The 20,875-nt window shown below is 38.8% G+C and carries 20 protein-coding genes; 7 read left to right on the top strand and 13 right to left on the bottom strand.

All coding sequences use genetic code 11. From position 1 onward, the window contains the following. The first annotated feature begins 16 nt into the window (after positions 1 to 16). The 4 genes from D9O48_RS00295 to D9O48_RS00280 all read left to right on the top strand — a co-directional run bounded on the left by D9O48_RS00295 (position 17) and on the right by D9O48_RS00280 (position 1,761). Positions 17 to 781: an exodeoxyribonuclease III gene (locus D9O48_RS00295; protein WP_126969433.1), complete on the top strand. Its 765-nt coding sequence runs from the start codon at positions 17 to 19 to the stop codon at positions 779 to 781. A 6-nt stretch (positions 782 to 787) separates the two neighbouring features. Continuing rightward, entirely contained in the window at positions 788 to 1,093 is a 306-nt protein-coding gene (locus D9O48_RS00290; RefSeq protein WP_126969431.1) for a DUF4286 family protein, read from the top strand. A 183-nt stretch (positions 1,094 to 1,276) separates the two neighbouring features. After that, positions 1,277 to 1,546 carry an HU family DNA-binding protein gene (locus tag D9O48_RS00285; RefSeq protein ID WP_126969429.1) on the top strand — a complete coding sequence of 90 codons (270 nt, stop codon included), beginning with the start codon at positions 1,277 to 1,279 and terminating at the stop codon, positions 1,544 to 1,546. 110 nt (positions 1,547 to 1,656) lie between these two features. After that, positions 1,657 to 1,761, top strand: a complete 105-nt coding sequence (locus tag D9O48_RS00280; RefSeq protein WP_126969427.1) for a 30S ribosomal protein THX — start codon at positions 1,657 to 1,659, stop codon at positions 1,759 to 1,761. 39 nt (positions 1,762 to 1,800) lie between these two features. Here D9O48_RS00280 and pdxH read toward each other — a convergent pair whose 3' ends face one another. From pdxH to D9O48_RS00245, 7 genes are all read right to left on the bottom strand, one after another. Next, positions 1,801 to 2,448 (bottom strand): pyridoxamine 5'-phosphate oxidase, encoded by a 648-nt coding sequence (gene pdxH, locus D9O48_RS00275; protein ID WP_126969425.1) that lies wholly within the window; start codon positions 2,446 to 2,448, stop codon positions 1,801 to 1,803. Positions 2,449 to 2,623: 175 nt separating this feature from the next. Then, a complete protein-coding gene (locus tag D9O48_RS00270; protein ID WP_126969423.1) occupies positions 2,624 to 4,471 on the bottom strand; it encodes an amidophosphoribosyltransferase in 1,848 nt (615 codons plus the stop codon). Positions 4,472 to 4,912: 441 nt separating this feature from the next. Beyond that, the gene (locus D9O48_RS00265) at positions 4,913 to 5,554 is read right to left on the bottom strand and encodes a response regulator (RefSeq protein WP_126969421.1); all 642 of its coding nucleotides are present in this window, start codon (positions 5,552 to 5,554) and stop codon (positions 4,913 to 4,915) included. A gap of 366 nt (positions 5,555 to 5,920) precedes the next feature. Continuing rightward, positions 5,921 to 7,303: a peptidylprolyl isomerase gene (locus tag D9O48_RS00260; protein ID WP_126969420.1), complete on the bottom strand. Its 1,383-nt coding sequence runs from the start codon at positions 7,301 to 7,303 to the stop codon at positions 5,921 to 5,923. A gap of 170 nt (positions 7,304 to 7,473) precedes the next feature. Then, positions 7,474 to 10,575, bottom strand: coding sequence for a translation initiation factor IF-2 (infB, locus tag D9O48_RS00255; RefSeq protein ID WP_126969418.1), 3,102 nt, complete (start codon positions 10,573 to 10,575; stop codon positions 7,474 to 7,476). Between the two features lie 89 nt (positions 10,576 to 10,664). Next, on the bottom strand, positions 10,665 to 11,912 hold the full coding sequence (gene nusA, locus D9O48_RS00250) for a transcription termination factor NusA (protein ID WP_126969416.1): 1,248 nt from the start codon (positions 11,910 to 11,912) through the stop codon (positions 10,665 to 10,667). Positions 11,913 to 11,975: 63 nt separating this feature from the next. After that, on the bottom strand, positions 11,976 to 12,446 hold the full coding sequence (locus D9O48_RS00245) for a ribosome maturation factor RimP (RefSeq protein ID WP_126969414.1): 471 nt from the start codon (positions 12,444 to 12,446) through the stop codon (positions 11,976 to 11,978). Between the two features lie 199 nt (positions 12,447 to 12,645). On the opposite strand from D9O48_RS00245, the gene D9O48_RS00240 reads away from it, so the two are divergent. The 3 genes from D9O48_RS00240 (at position 12,646) to D9O48_RS00230 (ending at position 13,691) form a co-directional block, all read left to right on the top strand. Continuing rightward, positions 12,646 to 13,041, top strand: a complete 396-nt coding sequence (locus D9O48_RS00240; protein WP_126969412.1) for a hypothetical protein — start codon at positions 12,646 to 12,648, stop codon at positions 13,039 to 13,041. Positions 13,042 to 13,058: 17 nt separating this feature from the next. Next, a complete protein-coding gene (locus D9O48_RS00235; protein WP_126969410.1) occupies positions 13,059 to 13,382 on the top strand; it encodes a hypothetical protein in 324 nt (107 codons plus the stop codon). 63 nt (positions 13,383 to 13,445) lie between these two features. Beyond that, positions 13,446 to 13,691, top strand: a complete 246-nt coding sequence (locus D9O48_RS00230) for a hypothetical protein (RefSeq protein WP_126969408.1) — start codon at positions 13,446 to 13,448, stop codon at positions 13,689 to 13,691. A 99-nt stretch (positions 13,692 to 13,790) separates the two neighbouring features. On the opposite strand, the gene D9O48_RS00225 is transcribed toward D9O48_RS00230, so the two are convergent. The 6 genes from D9O48_RS00225 to D9O48_RS00200 all read right to left on the bottom strand — a co-directional run bounded on the left by D9O48_RS00225 (position 13,791) and on the right by D9O48_RS00200 (position 20,875). Further along, positions 13,791 to 14,414, bottom strand: a complete 624-nt coding sequence (locus tag D9O48_RS00225) for an HAD family hydrolase (protein WP_126969406.1) — start codon at positions 14,412 to 14,414, stop codon at positions 13,791 to 13,793. Positions 14,415 to 14,490: 76 nt separating this feature from the next. Continuing rightward, positions 14,491 to 15,063 carry a hypothetical protein gene (locus tag D9O48_RS00220; protein ID WP_126969404.1) on the bottom strand — a complete coding sequence of 191 codons (573 nt, stop codon included), beginning with the start codon at positions 15,061 to 15,063 and terminating at the stop codon, positions 14,491 to 14,493. Positions 15,064 to 15,150: 87 nt separating this feature from the next. Next, positions 15,151 to 15,933 carry a carboxylesterase family protein gene (locus tag D9O48_RS00215; protein ID WP_126969402.1) on the bottom strand — a complete coding sequence of 261 codons (783 nt, stop codon included), beginning with the start codon at positions 15,931 to 15,933 and terminating at the stop codon, positions 15,151 to 15,153. Positions 15,934 to 16,047: 114 nt separating this feature from the next. After that, positions 16,048 to 17,766 (bottom strand): family 43 glycosylhydrolase, encoded by a 1,719-nt coding sequence (locus D9O48_RS00210; RefSeq protein ID WP_126969400.1) that lies wholly within the window; start codon positions 17,764 to 17,766, stop codon positions 16,048 to 16,050. 147 nt (positions 17,767 to 17,913) lie between these two features. After that, the gene (bglX, locus tag D9O48_RS00205; protein ID WP_126969398.1) at positions 17,914 to 20,181 is read right to left on the bottom strand and encodes a beta-glucosidase BglX; all 2,268 of its coding nucleotides are present in this window, start codon (positions 20,179 to 20,181) and stop codon (positions 17,914 to 17,916) included. A gap of 22 nt (positions 20,182 to 20,203) precedes the next feature. Then, positions 20,204 to 20,875 (bottom strand): GDSL-type esterase/lipase family protein, encoded by a 672-nt coding sequence (locus D9O48_RS00200; RefSeq protein ID WP_126969396.1) that lies wholly within the window; start codon positions 20,873 to 20,875, stop codon positions 20,204 to 20,206.

Here is a 20,875-nt window from a genome sequence, read left to right as displayed (position 1 = left end):
ATAAATATTTTAATTGATGCGTATTGTAAGTTATAATGTAAACGGTGTTCGTGCCGCTATGAAAAAAGGATTGATCGATTGGCTTAAAACCGATCCTGCCGATATCATTTGTTTACAGGAAACAAAGGCACATAGAGATAACGTAGATTATCAGCAATTTATTGATTTAGGATATACTGATTATTGGTATAGTGCAAAGAAAAAAGGATATAGCGGGGTAGCAGTCTTTTCAAAATTACCCATCGACGAAGTATTTTATGGTACGGGCCACTCTATCAGTGACGAAGAGGGTAGAGTAATAACCGTTCGCATTAAAGATACATTAATTATTAATGCTTATTTCCCGTCAGGAACATCAGGAGATGAACGTCAAAGTTATAAATATGTTTGGCTGGAAGAAATGTACGCTTATCTTGAAGAATTAAAAACCAGGTTTCCTAAAATTATTTTGTGTGGTGATTATAACATCGCACATAGAGAAATAGATATACACGACCCTAAAGGAAACAAAAAATCATCGGGTTTCCTTCCGGAAGAAAGAGCATGGATGGATAAATTTCTGGAAAATGGCTGGGTTGATACTTTCAGACATTTACACGACACACCTCATAGTTACACCTGGTGGAGTCAACGTTTCCCTTCGGTTCGATTAAATAATAAAGGATGGAGAATTGATTATATCAGTGTAACAGAAGCATTAAAATCCAGTATAAAAGGCGCTGCTATTTATCCTGATGTTAAACAAAGCGATCACTGTCCGATTTATCTGGAATTAAAATAGAATAAGATGCATATCTATAATGTGAGTACGAAAATAGATTTTGTTATTGAGGAAAGCTGGAAAAAATGGATGCTGGAAGAGCATATTCCTCAAGTGATGGGCACCAATTGTTTCGTAAAATATCAGTTTGTTCGTGTAATGGATGACGAAGATAAAGACGGTGCTGTATATGCTATTTCCTATTACTTTAATAACCTGGATCAATTCGAAAACTATCTGGCAAATTTTGCTGATACCCTTAGAAAAGAAACACTTGGCAAATGGGGAAACCAAATGATCGCTTTCAGAAGTTTATTAGAAGTGATTGAATAATAAATTGCCTGATTCTTCGTATAGTAGGTAGTACAACAGGAAATTTTTACCAATCATTTTCGTCATTATTTTGTAATGCATGTTGGGCTTAGCTTTCAGCATATTAAATTTTTGTATAAATTTTTTGTAGGTACTAAAAACGATTTAAATTTGCCGCTGAGTAAAATCTAAAATAATATTAACATGAACAAAGCTGAATTAATTGCGAAACTTGCTGAAGACGCGGGAATTACCAAAACTCAGGCAAACGCTGCATTAGATTCATTCATTGATGCAGTTACAAACGCCTTGAAAAGTGATGAAAAAGTTACATTAGTTGGATTTGGTACATTCTCAGTATCAAGTAGACAGGCTCGCAATGGTCGTAATCCACAGACAGGTGAAGTGATTAAGATTAAAGCGAAGAGTGTGGCTCGATTTAAAGCTGGTAAAGACTTACAAGCTCAATTATAATATTGATTGAATCACAATTTAAAGTCCGGCAATGAAATAATTTCCGGACTTTTTTTTACATTTGTACTTCCTGTTAAGGAATATTTGTTAAACATTATAATTTTTCAACCATGGGTAGAGGTGATAAAAAGACCAAAAAAGGTAAAATCTTTAAAGGTTCTTATGGAAAGTCCAGATTAGCCAGAGCTAAGAAAGTGGCTAAAAAAGACGCTTAATGAATTAGAGTTGAAAGAGGATCTTTCAACTTTTCTTTTTTATGGAGCCAGGCGTACAATTTTCCATTGATTTTCTTCAGTAAGTTGATACTGAATGCGATCATGTAACCTGCTGGCCCGTCCTTGCCAGAACTCCACAGTAATGGGCTGTACTACAAATCCTCCCCAATGCTCCGGCCGTATAATCGGTTCTTCAGCAAATTTATCTTTCATTTTCGCTTCCATCTGTTCCAACCAGTTTCTATCAGGAATTACCGCACTTTGCGGGGATGTCCAGGCACCGATTTTACTTCCTTCCGGGCGGCTGTTGAAATAATCATCACTTTCTTTTGAATTCATTTTTTCTACAATACCCACTATCCTTACCTGCCGTTCCAGCTCCTTCCAAAAGAAAACTAAGCAGGCTTTGCTGTTTTCTTCAATTTCTTTTCCTTTCTGGCTATGATAATTGGTAAAAAACTGAAAACCTTTTTCATCTAATCCTTTCAACAAAACAATTCTTGCATTCGGAAAACCATCTTCTCTGACAGTTGCCAATGTCATTGCATTTACCTCAGTAATTTCAGCAGCAATTGCCTGTTGAAACCATACTTCAAACTGTGCAATCGGATTAGCCACCACATTGTCTTCTCCTAATGCCATTTGAACATAATCATTCCGGATTGCCGCAATTTCTTTCGATAACATGATCAGATTTTTTTCAAAGATATAAATAAAAAGAAGTACGATTCAAAAGTAAAACAAATACCCACATCACCGAAAGTACTATTCGTAAAAGAGGTATCTGTAATGTATTGAAAAACAAAAGCTGTTCAGAGTTAACTCTGAACAGCTTGCATATATTTATTTATCAAAGAGAAAATTAATATCCTCTTACATTTTTGCCTTCTATAAAATTAACAAAGGCCATATTCACTACGCGATTACCACCCACTGTCGGATAATTACCAGTGAAATACCAATCACCGGTATTGGTCGGACAAGCTTCGTGCAATGATTCAATTGTTTGATAAATCACTTCTACCGGAATTTTAATATCAGCCGGAGTGATTAACTCAGCAATTTTATTTGAAATTTGTTCAGCTGTAAATGGTTCATAAATAGCTTTTACATAGTTTGCGTCTTTAATTTTTCCATTTGCCAGCATTTTTTTGATATGCTCGTATGTATCGGTAAGGATATGTTCGAGATTATGATCTTTCAACAATTCGAGTGCTGCTCTGAAAGCAATAAAGTCGCCCATCTTACTCATATCAATACCATAACAATCGGGATATCTGATCTGAGGCGCAGAAGAAACTACGATAATTTTTTTAGGGGACAATCTCGATAACATTCTTACGATACTTTCTTTCAAAGTAGTACCACGAACAATAGAATCATCAATTACCACTAAGGTATCTACATCCTTTTCTACAGTACCATAAGTAACATCATACACGTGTTGAACCATTTCGTTACGGCTGGTATCTTCCGTAATAAAAGTTCTCATCTTAACGTCTTTGATAGCTACTTTTTCAACTCTTATTTTACGTTCAATCATCTCCGTTAACTTGTCGGGGTCGATATTATTTCCCCACGAAAGAATACGTTCGATCTTGATTTTTTTCAGATAGTCGTCCAGGCCTTTCCATAAACCATAGAAAGCTACTTCAGCTGTATTCGGAATGAATGAAAATATTGCGTTTTTGGTGTCATAATCAACAGCCTTCAATACTTGTTCTGTTAAGTTATAACCCAGGCGTGAACGCTCTTTATATATTTTTTCGTCGCTACCTCTTGAGAAGTAAATTCTTTCAAAACTACAAGCTCTGCGTTCTTTGGCAGGTACAATTTCTTCGATTGAATATTGTCCGCTTGCGTGAACGATCAAGCCATTACCCGGCATTAATTCTTTCACTTCATTTTCACCTACATTGAATACTGTACGAATAGCTGCTCTTTCAGAAGCGGCTACAATTACTTCATCCGATACATAATAATAGGCAGGGCGGATTCCGTTTGCATCTCTTACAACGAATGAATCACCATTTCCAACTAAACCACCGATCGTGAAACCTCCATCAAAATCAGGAACGGCATTCTTCAACACTTTTGCAATATCTAATAACTCAGGATGTTCTTCATCTGCCTTTACCAGATTATGGTGAATGACTTCCATCATTGCGGCCAGATCAGATTGTTTCTGAAACTCGCCCGGAGGAATATTGATAGACTGAAATAATTCGTCGGTATTTACCAGGTTGAAATTACCGGCTAGAGCGAGATTCTGAGAAGGGATCGTATTTCTTTTAATGAATGGGTGACAAAACTCAACATTATTCTTTCCCTGAGTGCCATAACGAAGATGCCCTAACAATAATTCACCCATGAAAGAAATATTACCTTTTAAAAGGCCCGGGTGCTTCAAAAGATCGGGTTGATATTTTTCGAGCTCTAAAACTTCCTGGTTGATTTTGCTGAAGATATCCGCAATGGGTTGGTTAGAATTACTTCTAATGCGGCTCATGTAAGGATAACCCGGCTCAACATTCAGCTTGATAGCTGCGACTCCGGCTCCATCCTGCCCACGATTGTGCTGCTTTTCCATGAGCACATAGAGCTTGTTTAAACCCCAAAGTGCTGTACCGTACTTATGCAGATAATGTGAAAATGGCTTTCTTAATCGAATATATGCTAATCCGCATTCGTGTTTTATAGAGTCACTCATGAAATCTGTCCTATTTGAAGGAAATGCAAAGTTAATTTTATTTTACGAATTAATTGACAATCGAAGAGAGATGCCTCATTTTTAACGTTATGCATGAAAAAAGCCCGTTCCAGCACGGACACGGGCTTCGTTATTCATAAAATACGGATAAAACAATAAGGAGATTGGATTTTAAAATGAGGTCAAACATTGACTAAACCATTGTAAATCAATCAAAAAATTTATTAAAAGCAAAAAATGACTAAGTATTTATATCTATTGAAGATAAGGAATAAACATTAAATTAAAAAAGCACCTCCGGAATTTGGGGTGCTTTTTTAAATTTTTTAGGCGATTAGCCTTAACCACGAACAATTTCAGTTCTTTTTGATAAATAACAAAGTTTAACTTCAGGTTTCAACATCAATTAAGTATTTCACTCAAAGTATTCTAAGTAATTTCTTATAAATTGGTAGCTGCACTATTAATAAAGTTTACAAGTGAAGCTGAGTTTTTGAGTTTCAACTTCTTCAGAATGTTGTGACGGTGAACTTCTACTGTCTTTAGAGAAATATCCAATTGAGCGGCAATTTCTTTAGAAGACTGTCCGTCTTTAATGAGGTTGATAATTTGAATCTCACGTTCTGTTAAAGCATTGATATTCGGCAAATCTTTATTCTCTTCCAATACTAATTCAGAAATGTTGTTCTTAATCTCCTCACAAATATACTTTCCGCCGGCATGCACGGTGAGTATCGCTTCTATCATTTCCTTTTTAGAGGAGTTTTTGGTAACATACCCTTTAGCTCCTATCTGCAACATTTTTTTTGCATACGCAGGTTGCGAATGAATCGAAATACCTATGATTCTTGAGCTGGGAGAAACTTTTCTGATTTTCTCTGCGGCTTCAAAACCTGTCATTGAAGGCATATTAATGTCCATGAGCACAATATTTGGCTTCGTTACTTTAGCTTGCTCAATGGCTTCGTAAGCATCTGCACATTCTGCTATCACTGAGAATCTTGGATCATTATTAAGCACAAAACTCCAAGTTTCACGAATAAGTTTGTGATCATCAGCAATCAACACGCTGATCTTTTCCATAAGTTTGGTTTGTTTTAATGTTAACGGCTTTGTGTTGTCTTAGCAAAACCATTCCATAATAAATAACTTTCGGGGGTCAAGATTATTCATTAAATGTTATTAATACAATAAGAGTTAACACCTAATGTTTCTTAACGAATGAACCCAAAAAATATTTTGAGCTGGTAAAACTATTTACAACCCATTACAAATTATTTTCTTATGGTAATCGGATTTAGAGAGATTGCTATAATGTGCCTGGTATTTTATTCGCCTTTTGTGAACTGAAGTCAATGTGATGCAGGAAACTAAGATACAATATTATAAGAAAATCCCTATAGATTTTATAAATTTTACTTTTATAAAAGTCTATAGGGATTTAACTGATTATTTTTGAATGTTTTTAGCATTTTCAAACCAAATACTTAACATTTCACATTTTTGGAACGAAGGATCGATGTTAAGATAAAAAGTAGGAATCTTGCTATTGAACCATTTTAAGATATATTCCTGTTTCTTTTGTTCTAACGCCCTGATTGCCACTTTATCATAATCGTCTTTCAGGTTTTCAAGGTGCGGCACCGATCTGGTTTTCAGGAATAAGATCCGAACAGCTTGTTTTCCTGAGTAGGGGTCAGTGTATTCATGCGGCTGAGAGTACTGACCTGGTTGTAATTTCTCTTTATCCAGTACCTGAATAATGGTTCGGTCTAATTCATCATAATTCAGATAAGTGGGTTTTCCAGGTTCAGAAATCATTCCTCCGGTGAATTTAGACAGATCATCGTCTGAATATCTTTGAACGGCATCTCCGAAAGAAATAGTTCCGGCCATGATTAAAGATCTTACGGAATCTAATCGTTGTTTGGCTTCATTAATTTCAGATGGTGTAATACGTGGAATTCGAAGGATGTGGCGTACCGTAGCGTCATCCCCGGCACGAGCCTCCATTAGTATGATGTGATACCCGAATTTTGATTTAAATACCGGTGAGATCTGGCCTTCTCTCAAACGAAATGCGTGCGACACAAATGCCGGGTCAAAGTTTTTCTCTGTACGGTTTATATTATATCTACCACCAGACTCTTTACTACCCGGGTCATCCGTATGTAATCGTGCCAGTGTTTCAAAACGTTGTTTACCGGATTCTACATCTTTTTTAAACTCATTCAATTCTTCAATCGCCATCAGCTCCAGGTCGCGGTGCGCTTTCGGGTACAATACAATCTGACCTATTTCCAGCTGTGCTTCATAAAAGTTCAAGCTATCTTTAGGAATTTTGTCATAATAAGCTTTTACTTCCTGTGGAGTGATTTTCACAGAAGACTCAATTTTAGAACGCATTTTTTTAGCCAGTTCCTGCTCTTTGATATCCTGGCGCATATCTTCTTTAATCTGGTAAATTGTTTTACCGGCGATTTCTTCCAGAATTTCTTTAGAGCCGTATTGCTGAATAAATTGTCTGATTCTAAAATCCAATATCGCATCCAGTTCACCGTCTTCAATCAAAAGAGAGTCTTTCTCTGCCTGAAGCGCCAGGGCTTTCAGTGTCAAAATCTGTGCGAAGTAAGCGCAATCATCGCCTTCAGATACGGGCTGGTTATGGCGCCGGGCATCTAAAAGGGCGTTCATCACATCAGAGTGCAGTACGATTTTATCACCTACCACTCCAACAATCTTATCTGCCACTACTTTACTGTGAGCCATCTGAGCGGATACTGAACTTACAGTCAAAAACGCTGCAAATATTAAAAGTGTAATTTGTTTCATAATGAGAAAAACTCGAGTTCATCCAAATTTATCAAAAGGGATGGAGGATGTCAATATAAATGTTTGTTAAACAATTCTGCTCTAAAATACTAAAATCCGACTGAATTAAATCAGATCGGATTTTAGTTATATTATTTATCGACTGTTTTGTTAATCAAATCGACCAAATATTATAATGTACGTTTAACTTCTTCTTCTTCATAAGCTTCGATGATGTCGCCTACGCGGATATCATTGAAGTTTCTCACGGTTAAACCACACTCCATATTAGAAGCTACTTCTTTCACGTCATCTTTGAAACGTTTCAACGATGCCAGTTCTGCGCTTTGACCTTCACCTTTAGGATATTCTACGATACCATCGCGAATAACTCTGATTTTAGAGTTACGGTAGATTTTTCCATCCAACACATAACATCCGGCAACAGTTGCTTTATCGAACTTGAACACGTTTCTAACTTCCACGTTTGCAATGATTTTTTCCTGAATCTTAGGCTCAAGCATACCTTCCATTGCGCTCTTGATTTCTTCGATCGCGTTGTAGATGATTGAGTAAAGTTTGATTTCAACACCTTCGTTTTCAGCCAGTTTAGCAGCCTGAGAAGAAGGACGAACGTTGAAACCGATCAGGATTGCATCTGATGCTGCAGCTAATAATACATCACTTTCAGTGATCTGACCCACGCCTTTCAATACAACGCTTACTGCGATTTCTTCGGTTGAAAGTTTTTGTAGTGAGTCGGTCAACGCTTCTACCGAACCGTCCACGTCACCTTTAATAATAATATTCAGCTCTTTAAAGTTTCCTAATGCTAAGCGGCGGCCAATTTCATCGAGCGTAATATGTTTCTTGGTTCTGATACCTTGCTCACGAAGAATCTGTGCTCTTTTGTTAGCAATATCTTTCGCTTCGCTTTCGTCAGTGTATACTTTAAACTTCTCACCTGCCTGAGGAGCACCGTTTAAACCTAATAATAAAGCCGGTGCAGACGGGCCTGCTTCTTCAGAGCGTTTGTTTCTTTCATTAAACATCGCTTTAACGCGACCGTAATATTGTCCGGAAACAACTATATCTCCTTGTTTTAAAGTACCGTTCTGTACGAGTACAGTAGCAACGTACCCTCTACCTTTATCAAGTGTAGCCTCTATAATAGATCCGCTGGCTTCGCGGTCAGGATTAGCTTTCAGGTCAAGTAACTCTGCTTCAAGAAGGATTTTCTCCAGTAACAGGTCTACGTTTAAACCTTGTTTAGCACTTAATTCCTGGCTTTGATATTTTCCGCCCCACTCTTCTACCAGGATGTTCATTTGCGACAACTGTTCGTAGATTTTTTGAGGATTAGCGCCCTCTCTATCTATTTTGTTGATGGCAAAAATCATAGGAACACCGGCAGCCTGTGCGTGGCTGATAGCTTCTTTTGTTTGTGGCATCACTGCGTCGTCAGCAGCGATTACGATTACGGCAAGGTCAGTAATTTTAGCACCTCTCGCACGCATCGCGGTGAACGCTTCGTGACCAGGCGTATCCAGGAAGGTTATTTTTCTGCCTTCTGATACGGTTACTTCATAAGCACCGATGTGCTGTGTGATACCACCTGCTTCACCCGCTACTACATTAGCATTACGGATATAGTCAAGCAATGAAGTTTTACCGTGGTCAACGTGACCCATGATAGTAACGATCGGAGAACGGGGTTTCAGATCAGCTTCCTGATCTTCCACGTCTTCTTCTTCCATTTCGAGTTGTTTATCCATATCGATAAACTCCACATCGAAATTGAATTCGCTGGCAACGAGCTCAATTACTTCCGCATCAAGACGTTGGTTAATTGATACCATCAGACCTAAGCTCATACATTTACTGATTACATCAGCAAAGCTTACATCCATTAAGGTAGCTAATTCACTCACGCTAATGAATTCTGTTACCTGCAATTTGTTGTCTTGCATGTCATCAGCATTCATCTGATCGGCAGCACCCTGGCGTTTTTCGCGACGGTATTTAGCTTTTAAGCTCTTACCTCTGCCGCCGGTACCGGCCAGTTTCGCCTGCGTTTCGCGAATTTTATTCTGGATTTCTTTTTCGTCGATTTCTTTTTGATCACGAGGAGGTTGATTACGATTGTTTCCTCGTTGCGGATGGCGATCGTTTCTTCGAGGACCACCAGGACCCTGATGACGGTTACCGCCACCTCCCTGATGTCCACCACCCTGATGATGTGGTCTGTTACCACCCTGATGGCGTGGTCCATGTCCACCTTGTCCCTGGTGTTGTCCACCACCACCTTGTTGCTGAGCATCTTTTTTCTCAATAGGAATACGCTTACGTTTGCGTTTTTCCTCATTGGATTGAGACTGCTGCTGTTGCCCGCCACCTTGTTGTGGCTGGCCAGGACGGCTTCTGTTTTCAGCACCTGCTACAGGTAATTGAATTTTGCCTAAGATTTTCGGGCCTTCCAGTTTCTCAGCTTTAATATTTTCGATTACCGGTCCGGCTTCATCTTCACCAGAAGGGGTATTCTCTGCCACGGGCTCAACATAAGTTGGCTTGGCAGGGGCAACCGGCTCTTCTTTGCGAGCAGGCGGAACAGGTCTGGACTCCGGTTTCGGAGTAGTGTTGGGTTCTTTTTTCTTAAGAACCTTCTTCGGTCTTGTCGAAGAGTCTATAGCGCTCAAGTCTATCTTGTCTAATATTTTCGGCCCACCAATTTCGGGGGTATCAATTTTTAACACTTCAGGAGCAACTTCCGGCTCTGGAGATTTAGGAGCTTCCTCTTTAGGAGCTTCTTCCACCGTTGGTTTTTCAACAACCACTGGTTTTTCTTCTACCACAGGCTTTTCTTCTACAACCGGTTTTTCTTCTACAACCGGCGGCGGAGGTGGAGGTGGTGGTGGTGGCGGAGGTGGTGGAGGAGGAGGCGGTGGCGGCGGAGGTGGAGGAGCCACATCCACAGGTTCTTCAACCACTGGTTCTACAGCAGGTTTTTTAACAGCCTCTTTGTCTTTTTTAACAACCTCTTCTTCTTTGTCTTTCTTTTTCTTAGCATCCAGATTTCCTTTCGGAAGGTCGATCTGGTCACTCTTTAACTTAGCCACCTTGTCGCTCTGGAATTCATCCTGCAATGCACGATACATGCCATCCGACAACTTAGATGTCGGTTTCAAGTCGTCCTTGCTGAATCCCTTACCCACTAAAAAGTCTACCAGTGTTTCTTTACCGATATTAAACTCTTTAGCCGCAGCCATTAATCTGGGTGTGTTGTTTTCTGCCATTCGTTACTAAAACAATTTTTAAGTAATCGAGAATCATTCCCGATAGGAAAAACCTTTCCAGCGTATCATTTCTGAAGGGTACTTTTCCATTATTCGTTTTCTATTTCTTCTTTAAGAATCTTCACTACGTCGTTGATCGTTTCTCTTTCCAGGTCAGTACGACGCTCCAATTCTTCCGGTGTTAATGCTAATACACTTCTTGCCGTATCACATCCGATTCTTTTCAATTCATCAATAATCCAACCTTCAATTTCATCTCTGAATTCTTGTAAATCTACGTCGAATTCCTGTGGTTCTCCTTCTGTATCGCGATAAACATCAATTGTATAACCGGTTAATTCTTGTGCCAACTTAATATTAACACCTTTTTTACCAATAGCCAATGACACCTGATCAGGTTTTAGATAAACATTTGCCTGTTTTTTTACAGGGTCGAGGTCTATAGTGGTTATTTTTGCCGGAACTAATGATCTTTGGATCAATAACTGAACATTGTTCGTCCAGTTAATAACATCAATATTCTCGTTTTTCAACTCTCTTACGATTCCGTGGATACGGCTACCTTTCATCCCCACACAAGCACCTACCGGATCAATACGATCATCATAAGATTCAACGGCTACTTTCGCACGCTCACCAGGTTCACGAACGATCTTTTTGATAGTAATCAAACCGTCAAAAATCTCAGGTACTTCTATTTCTAATAATTTCGCTAAAAACAATGGCGAAGTTCTAGATAAAATAATTACCGGAGAGTTATTTTTTAATTCTACTTTTTTTACAACCGCGCGGGTATTTTCTCCTTTCTTAAAATAATCTTGCGGGATCTGTTCTGATTTAGGTAAAATTAATTCATTACCTTCTTCATCCAACAATAAAATTTCTTTTTTCCAAACCTGATATACTTCTGCGCTTACTATATCTCCGATGCGGTCGCCATATTTTTTAACCAACACGTTCTTCTTCAAATCGCTGATACGGCTGGCCAAAGTTTGTTTTGCAGCCAATATCGCTCTTCTGCCGAAGTCCAATATGTTAATCTCTTCGTATAACTCTTCACCTACTTCAAAGTCTGGCTCGATCTTAACAGCATCACTATAAGCAATTTCCGCCAAATCATCCATTACCTCACCGTCTTCAACAATCATCCTTCTTCTGAAAATTTCCAGGTCACCTTTTTCGGCATTAACGATCACATCAAAGTTCTCATCGCTACCGTACTTTTTTCGCAGTAACGTTTTGAACACGTCTTCCACCACTTTCATCATCGTTGGACGATCGATATTTTCAGCCTCTTTAAAATCATGAAAGGCTTCAATCAAGTTAATACTTGCCATAATGCTTCATTTTAAAAAATATCCCTATGGGGCAAATGATTGACAGTCTATTATTTAAAAATCTTAGAATACTATTTGCACTTTGACATGTTTGATCTGTGCAAATGGGAATTCATGGTTGATTATTTCTTTTTTCTTGTTCTTACCCTTGGTTTCTTCTACCTGGATAGCCGTGTCAGTTACAGCAGTTAACTTTCCTGCCACCGGATTACCCTCCAACAGTTGTACTTCCACTAATCGGCCAACATTTTTCACATATTGACGATGCAGCACCAACGGTTCATCCAAACCGGGTGAAGACACTTCCAGAGAAAAATCATTTCCGGGGAACAAAGTGCCCTCTTCTAACTGTTTGTATAAGGCTCGGTTAATTTTAATGCATTGTTCGATGGTAATACCTTCATCACCATCTAAGAACACTTTTACATTATTGGTAGGTTTTATCCTGACACTTACCAAGAAGTAGGCCGGTTGGTCGGCCAACAATGCTGATACCATCTCTTTGATGGCTTGAATGCTATTTTCCGTACTCATATTTACTTTCTCGCGGTAGAGAAATAAAGAAGGGAACGGCACCCGTTCCCTTCCTCTTCTCTAATTTCCAGTGCAAATGTACAACAATTCAGCAATACAAACCAAATTCTTAAATGTGGAAGCATCTGCACATCCATACTCTTCTTATCTTAGGTAAGATTTTTGCATCTAATCTATCAAAGAAAAAACATAACTATTTATGAGTCAATCAGATAACTTAAATAGCTTTTTCACCAGAAATAAGGTAATCCTTAAAGATTACGTTAATACCAATCTTGAATTGTTTCGTCTGCGAGCCATCAGAGTGGCCGCCAAATCAGTCGGAACGCTGGTTTTCGTAATGATCGCCATGTTTTTCGGCTTTCTGATTCTGCTGTTTGCAGGATTGGTACTCGGTTTCTGGTTAAGCTCCATTACCGGCAGCTACGTAAGCGGTTTTGGCTATGCTACCCTGATTTTGATGGGATTACTCATTATTATCTACTTAATGAGAAATATTCTCTTCATTAATCCGGCACTCAACCTGGTGCTTGATAAAATGCAGGAAGACCCGGACGGCGACGACGATGATGACGACGATTTAAATTTTGACTAATCTTCAATTTTTCTACAATGGCGTATAAACCTTATAAAAGAAAAAAACTGAATAACATTGATGATCTCGACAGAGAGATTATCCGACTGAAGTGGAGACGAAAAAAACTCGGTAACCTTTTAGATGAGAATACCGACGACCTGAAAGATAATTTTTTAAGAATGAGCCTCAACTCTGTTACCGGCTTCGGACCTAAAAATCCCAGCTGGTTCGGCAGCACACTTAATAATGTGCTGGACAGCGATTCTGTAAAAGACGGCTTTAAAATGCTGTTTGATTCTGTAAAAAACAAAATCATGTCACTCATTGACGGCTTTAAAGAAAAAAACTTTAAGCAGTAAAGTGTCATCTTTTAATGGCATTTTATATACTTCTTAACATCGAATAGTTTAACTTTACGCTATATGCGTTATGTACTTTGGGCTATATTATTTTATGTATTGTACCGCTTTGTAGTCGGTTTTGTGATTCCTGTGTTTAAAGTAACCCGTCAGATGAAAAAACAAATGAACGAGTTCAAAAAAGCTCACATGGAAAATCAACCACCACCTTATTCAAATGAGCAGGAAACAAACAATGCCCGTAACCGGCCTCCTTTCACGGCCAATAAAACAGATGAATACATCGATTTCGAAGAAATAAAAAATTAAGCCTATCGGATATTTCCAATAGGCTTTTTTTATATTGTTTTTTATAGTAGTCTTTTCTATCCTGCCGGCACAAAAAACCCAGCAAGCTACAAAAGCCTGCTACGGCTCTAAAGCTTCCCAGTTTATTTCCATAATTGTTTGCCCTTTCGGTACATAACGCGTATGTAAACCTACCATCCTCGCTCCTTCAATGTTATTAAGCGCATCATCAATAAACAACGTTTCTGCAGCATCAATTTTTGCATCGTTCAATATCCACTCAAAAGCTTCCGTATAGGGTTTTCGTTGATTAATCGTATGTGAATAATAAGCTTTTTCAAACAAACTGTTTAAAGAAAAGCCGAATTGTTGCTGAAACAATGCTCCAAAGTGAGCAAGATGCAATGCATTTGTATTTGAAAACAAAAACAATCTGTATTTTTTTGCTAATTGTTGAAGCAGGCCAATCCTTTCTTCCGGAAAGTCTAACAATAACGCATTCCATGCATAAACAATCTGCTCGTCATCTGCCTGTATATTAGTCAATGACCTTACAGCATGAATAAACTGCTCATCATTTATTTTTCCCACCTCATAGTCTTCTACAAAATCAGCAGCCTTTCCCAATCCAAAAAACTTCTCCATCTCCTTAAATCCTAACCGGTCAAATTCATTGATTGTTTTATCAAAATCCAGATTAATCAGAATTCCACCCAGGTCGAAGATGATATTTTTAATTGCCATATATTAATTTATTAGAACCATCGGTTAACAGAAAGAACCGTATGATTGATTCTTTACTGTGTTACGATACCTTTTACTAAAACCGGAAATCAAGATATACCGCATTGGTTGAACCTGACACCGATTTGATCAGCCCTCTTTTTTCATCAGATGCATACCGGTCAAAATATTCAACTGTTAAAGTACCTACAGATTTAATTTTTCCTGTTAACTCGCTGTTATCGTATCTGTCATAATACTTAACCTGTATGTTTCCTACTGATTTTACTTTTCCTTTTAGTTCATTCTGATCAAAGCGGTCATAATATTCAATCTGTTGGGTATTGATTCTTTTTATTTTTCCCTGCAGCTCGGAGGCATCAAAACTATCGTAATAATCGAAAGTAATATTTCCCCACTTTTTAATTTTTCCTTCTTTCACTCTATTATCAAATCGGTCATAATAATCTACATCAATGTTCCTGTTCCTTTTAGGATATTTTACAGATAAGCTGCCGTTTTCATGTATATAAACAGTTATATCTCTTGTATTAATTGCTACTCTGAATTCACGATCGGGATATAAGTCCTCCTGAGCGTAAGATGTGAAGGAAAAGCAAATCATCCATAAACCTAAAAGGCTCGAAAGTTTGTAAAATTTTGTTTTCATATACCTCTGTATTGGTTCAATTCAAATGTATCGAAAACTTTATCGTACAAAAGTTAAACATCCTCCAATATTCAGCAGATACGCGGGTTACTTTTTCTGTTTAAATATCCATTGCAAAAGGTCAGGTTCGGCAAAGACACTGTTCCAGCTACCGTGATTCACGCCGGGATATATTTTAATAGTGGCCTTACCGCCGGCCAGTACAATAGCATCGTACATATCTACCGATAACTGCGGTGGCACCACATCATCAACTTCACCATGATAAATACGCCATACAGGTTTAGTAAGATTAGCTGCTGACCGAATGTCTCCTCCACCACAAATAGGCACTGCAGCTGCAAATGTTTTTGGCATACGGTATACTAATTCATAGGTACCCATTCCTCCCATCGACAAGCCCATTACATATACACGTTTAGATTCAATCTTACGTTTTAACAGATCAGCCTGAATAAAACTCATCAGTGCTGACATCGCTTTGGTGGGAGGATTATAAATATCATATACAAATGTTCTTTTCCCTTTATCATCGTACCTGAAGGTTACATTGCTCCAATATGAATCAGCCGGACACTGTGGAAATACCACAATAGCGGGAAATGCACTTCTATTTGCCTCATTTACGAAAAGACTACCTCCATGTACCAGTTGAGCCGTATTATTGTTTCCCCGTTCTCCCGCACCATGTAATACAATCAACAGCGGATACTTCTTTTTAGGATTATAATTTTCAGGATACAATATTCTATACGGTAATGAATCACCGGCAGGTGAAACATATACCTTTTTTTCAAAAAGATCTAAGTTCTGGGCCATTGTATTCAAAGAGAATACACACAATAAGCAGCCGATTATTAATTTCAACATATATCTCTTTTTCTGGTGATTTTAAAAAACACACAACGCCCCCTCTACAGGAATATACTATTTTTTTTTGACTTTTCAAAGTCATTCCCGGGCTCTTTGTGCCGTTTTATGCTGTTAAGGTAAATGAACAAGCGTACTGGTTTTACCTATTCCATTTTCATTAAATGCTTCTACATTGATATAGTATTCCTGGTCTGTGCTTAAACTCTTTAATAAGAGTTCTGTTTCATCATAAATCAACCAGCTGTTATAAAGTTTATCCGGAGCAATTCCCCATTTCACGTTATATCCTTGTGCCGAAGGATCTTTTTTCCAGGTAATCATTACATCTCTGCGGTCGGTTTTTCTATCCGCTTTCAGGTCTTTTACCTGCGCGGGTACTTTTCCTTTCCCTTCACCAAACACTCTTATTTCACTGATAGCAAGATGCGTGGTAGGGTGATAAATATTCCTGTATCTTATAAATCGTGCCGGTTGGGGTTGTTCGATTTCCACATAATCGTTCGGTACGTCTTTAAAGCTTTCAGAACGGTCAACAATAGTGGTCCAGTTTCTTCCATCTACTGAAGCCTCTACCAGATAACGATGCATCAGATCAGGTATACGGCCATACAGTCCGCTTTTATAATCATGAAAGTTTATCTGAACTGCACGTACTACCGGTGTATTCTCCAGGTCGATGGTTACCCATGCACTGCTATCATTTTTTGCAGACAACCAGAAGCTTTGAATATTTTCATCTGTTAATGAAGAAAGCTCATGTGCTTCTGCTGCAGCTGAGCCGGTTATTTTCTTTTTATAGGATAATAACATCCAACCGGTAAATTCACCGGCCTTTCCGGCAACAGCGGGTGCATAATGCGGATAATCGCCGAAGTTAGTATCAGAATACATGATACCGTCCCTGTCAAAATAGGCAGGAAACAATGCCAGCCTTCTTTCCCAGTTTACATTTACAGAGATCATTGAAGAGCCGAAATGCCAAAGCATGCCCATCGGTCCTTCTACCAGGCTGCCATGTCCGGCGCCGTTTGAGAAACCGCCGGGTTTATAAAATACCGGATTATGGGGTTGATAAGTAAACGGCCCCAAAGGGTGATCGCCTACATATACACCGTCACCATATACATTAAATTCTGTACCGGGCGCTGCATATAGTAAATAATATTTACCATTATGTTTCTGCATAAAAGCACCTTCCAGATAGCCTTTTAATACAGTATCGCTGTGATTGGTTCCGAAGCGCTCCCAACCGTGTTTTTCGCCATCCAGCTTAATAAGCGGTGTTATAATGCTATCAGGCTTAAAATGATTTTTAACATCCAGTTGCCGGCCCCTGATCGGATAAACATTTGAAGAACCCCAGTACATATACAATTGATCGTCATCATCTAAAAACAACGCCGGATCCTGCAAATCATACAATATTCCGGGTGAGGCTTTCCAGTCACCTTTTTGCGGATTATCCGTATACAGTAAGTTCATAGCTCCTGACGGGTCACCGGTTACATACAATAAAGAATCTTTATAGTTAAAAGCCGTAGGAGCATTGGACCCTTGAAAATACCATCGTTGCGGATGAATAAACTGCCAGTTCATTAAATCTGTTGAGTGCCAGTAACCAAGTGACCGTGTTACAAACATGTAATACTCGCCTCTGAACTTCACAACAGTAGGATCTGCTCCTGAGCGATAAGAAATACCTGCATGGGTATTATATATCATATACGTATAATCCAGGTTAAGCGGATTACAATACGTTTGTTGCTGGTGTGTTTGTGCTGCCGCCTGCAATCCCAACACGAATAAGAAGAAAAAAAACAACTGCTTCATAGCTGAAAATGTTATATCAAACTGTCAATTACTTAGAATAGGTGTACTTATAAAAATACATTCCCCCTTGTTATCCGGAATCATCCCGAACAGCAAGGGGGAGTTAGTATTTACCATTGAGAGAACCTCGCCGGTTATTTATCTGAACTATTTTACAGCATCGAATGTCAACGTCTGTACTTTATCACTTGCTGTTCCTACCATCGCTCTGAATTTACCTGCTTCGTAATCAAACGTTAGGTCTGCATTATAGAATTTCAGGTCTTCTACAGTGATATCAAAACTTACCTGTACTGTTTGACCTTTTGCGATTTTCACTTTCTTAAATGCCTTCAGCTCCTGTACCGGGCGGGTTACAGAGCCTACAACATCCTGAATGTATAACTGCACTACTTCTTCACCGTCATAATTACCGCTATTAGTAACAGGAACCGTTAAAGTTATTTTTTGGTTAGGTTGGATAGAAGTTGCAGACAATTCAGGTGTTCCGTAAGTGAATTGAGTATAACTCAATCCATGGCCGAATGCATACAACGGTGTATTCGGAATATCAAGATACTTAGAGGTATACTTCTGGTTTTCGTCCATCGGGCGACCTGTATTCTTATGATTATAATAAATCGGAATCTGACCTACACTACGCGGAAAAGTCATTGACAATTTACCACTTGGATTAGCTTTTCCGTATAAAACGTCAACGATTGCATCGCCGGCTTTAGTACCACCGAACCATGTTTCCAGAATGGCGCTCATGTTTTGGTCTTCCCAGCTTAATGTAAGCGGGCGGCCATTCATCAGAACCAATACAATTGGTTTTCCGGTTGCTTTCAATGCTTTCAGCAATTTCTGCTGGTGTTCAGGTAAACCAATATCTGATCTGCTGGCTGCTTCACCAGACATACCGAAAGCTTCACCGAGAACAGCCACTACCACATCTGCTTTTTTTGCAACTTTCACAGCTTGTGCGATTAATTTCTCACTGGTTAACGGATCTGATTCGATACGTCCGTCGTGGTCGTTTAATCTTTTTAGTAAAGCGGGGTCTTCTACCAGATTAGCTCCTTTAGCATAAGTATATTTATAGTTTCCTGCATCCAGTGCAGCCTGAATACTTACGGCCTGTTTCCAATCACCTGCAGCACTCCATGAACCGATCAGGTTTCTTTGGTCATTCACCAATGGTCCGATAAAAGCTACTTTTTGAGAAGTTTGTAAAGGCAATATCTGTTGATCGTTCTTCAACAACACCATGCTCTTAACAGCAGCATCTTTACTTAATGCAAGTTTATCGGCACTAAAGATTTCAGCTTTTGCTCTTTCTTCGCTTACATACAAATAAGGATCTTTAAATAAGCCTAATTTATATTTTGCTTCTAAAATTCTTCTGCAAGCTGCATCAATGGTTTCGATTGAAACCTTACCGGATTTTACCAGTTCTGCGCCATAACCTATAAATAATTCTCCTACCATATCCATATCCATTCCGGCATTCAGCGACAATTCGGTAACGGCTTTAGCATCACCCATTCCGTGTGCCATCATTTCGTTGATAGAAGTGTAGTCAGAAACAATCATTCCTTTATAGCCCCATTGCTTTCTCAACAAATCGGTTAACAACCACTTGTTACCGGAAGCTGGAACACCTTCGATTTCGTTGAAAGAAGTCATTACACTTCCAACACCTGCATCTACAGCTGCTTTATAAGGAAGAAAATATTCATTAAACATTCTGATACGGCTCATGTCAACTGTATTATAATCTCTACCGGCTTCACCTGCGCCGTATAGTGCAAAGTGTTTTACGGTAGCCAGCACGGTGGTAGGTTTTGACAAGTCTCCTTGTTGTAATCCGTTTACCATTGCTTTGGCAATTTCTGCACCCAGGTACGGATCTTCACCACTTCCTTCACTCACTCTACCCCAGCGAGGATCGCGCGCGATGTCTACCATTGGAGAGTATACCCAGTTAAGTCCGTCAGCTGCTGCTTCTGCGGCAGATGCTTTTGCTACATTTTCCACCAATGCCATATCCCACGATGCGGCTAATCCTAAATTAATCGGGAAGATGGTTTTATGTCCGTGAATAACATCATATCCGAATAAAAGAGGAATTTTTAAACGGCTGTTATTGACAGCTAATTCCTGTAATTTTTTTACAGCATTTGGAGTAAAGGTATTAAACACACCTCCCACCAATCCTTTCTTAATTTTTTCTTCTACACCCTGGCTCACAATTGGTCCTGTTACATCAAAACCAACTGAAGGCAGGTTCAACTGACCTAGTTTTTCTTCTAATGTCATTTTAGACATCAGTTCCCGGATGAAAGCATCCATTTTAGGGTCATGCGAATTTTGCGCATTTGCCACGAAAAACCCTACAGATAACACAATCACCAATAATCGTCTCAACATCATTTTTACATTTTTTTAGCAATAGCTATTTCATCAAATATGGGGTTATGATTTTCTTCCAGAGAGCATACCCTTTTTCATTCATGTGTAACATATCTTCTCCAAATAATGTTTCGTCTGGTTTACCTTTTTTCATCATCGGATCAAACACATTCAGGAAGGCACTGGTTCTTTGTTCTTTCTTTAAGAAGTCACGTATCAAACGGTTAGCTTCTTTAATTTTCGGGATATACTGAACTCTGCTCGGACTCGGTTTAATGGATACGTATATAACAGGTACTTCGGGAAGTTTTTCGCGGATCAGCTTGTACAGATAAATAAATCTGTCAGCAACGATCTGTCCGGTGATTTCATCAGATTGGGTAAAGTCGTTTTCACCACAATAAATCACAATTTCCTTCGGTTTATAAGTAAAGATTACATCGTCAGCGTAATAAATCAAATCGCTCAATGAAGCTCCTCCAAAACCTCTGTTTACAATTTTATAGCCGGGAAAGCTCATTTGCATATCCTTCCACAACCTGAACGAAGAACTACCCACAAAAATAATTGACTTTTCAAGTGGTGGATTTTCTTTATCCTGCTGCTTAAAAGCATCTATTTCTGCTTTAAACTGCTGTTGTGCCTGTACAGGCGCGTTCAATAAAACCAAACCAAAGATTAAGATTGCAACAGCTCTCAATTGACACAATTTCAT

This window comes from Gynurincola endophyticus (assembly GCF_003991195.1).
Taxonomy (GTDB): domain Bacteria; phylum Bacteroidota; class Bacteroidia; order Chitinophagales; family Chitinophagaceae; genus Gynurincola; species Gynurincola endophyticus.
Note: the sequence above shows the minus strand (reverse complement) of the source record. Positions and strands in the feature narration are given on the sequence as shown.